Here is a 615-nt window from a genome sequence, read left to right as displayed (position 1 = left end):
CAGCGTCAGGTACGTGTGCAGCCCCGGCAGCTCCGCGAGCCGCTTGCGGAGCGCGTCGCGGTCCGCAGCCCGGTCGATCGCCCGGTGGAACGTCCACCGGCATCCCTCGATCTCGGCCACCAGCCGCTCGACCGTGACGAGGTCGGGGTTCCCCTCCGCGTCGAGGAACCCGAGCACGAACTCGTCGGCCCCCTCCGCCCGCATCCCCTGGGCCGCCAGCACCAGCTCCTCGACGTCCCCGGCGAGGAACCCGTCCGCCAGCCTCAGCATCACCCGCAGCGGGATGTCCACCGCCGCGCGGACCCGCCCGAAGGTCTCGCGGGACGGGGTCAGGCCGTCCGCGGCGATGTCGGTGACCAGCTCCAGCCGGTCCGCCCCTCCCGACCGGGCCGCGATCGCGTCCTGCGCGTCGAGGGCGATCACCTCCAGGACCGCACGGTTGTTCATAGGACCCCATTCCTCAAGACGACGGCGACTACAGGTCTAGTCCAATCTCCCACCCTAGAGCCCCCACCACGCCGACGCAGCAACACGGCGCGGCAACCACCCCACTGGACGCCTTGCGCCGACCCGGCGCCGGAGGTATACATAGGACCGACAGATACCCCTAGGGGG

The 615-nt window shown here is 71.5% G+C and carries 1 protein-coding gene; it reads right to left on the bottom strand.

Going from position 1 to position 615, the window contains the following annotated elements; all coding sequences use genetic code 11:
- On the bottom strand, nt 1-447 hold a 447-nt coding region (locus E2E34_RS34935; RefSeq protein WP_244316414.1), incomplete at its 3' end, for a copper homeostasis protein CutC.
- Nucleotides 448-615 lie beyond the last annotated feature (168 nt).

This window comes from Streptomyces albidochromogenes (assembly GCF_005981925.1).
Lineage (GTDB): Bacteria > Actinomycetota > Actinomycetes > Streptomycetales > Streptomycetaceae > Streptomyces > Streptomyces albidochromogenes.
This window is presented reverse-complemented; position numbering and strand designations above follow the sequence as displayed.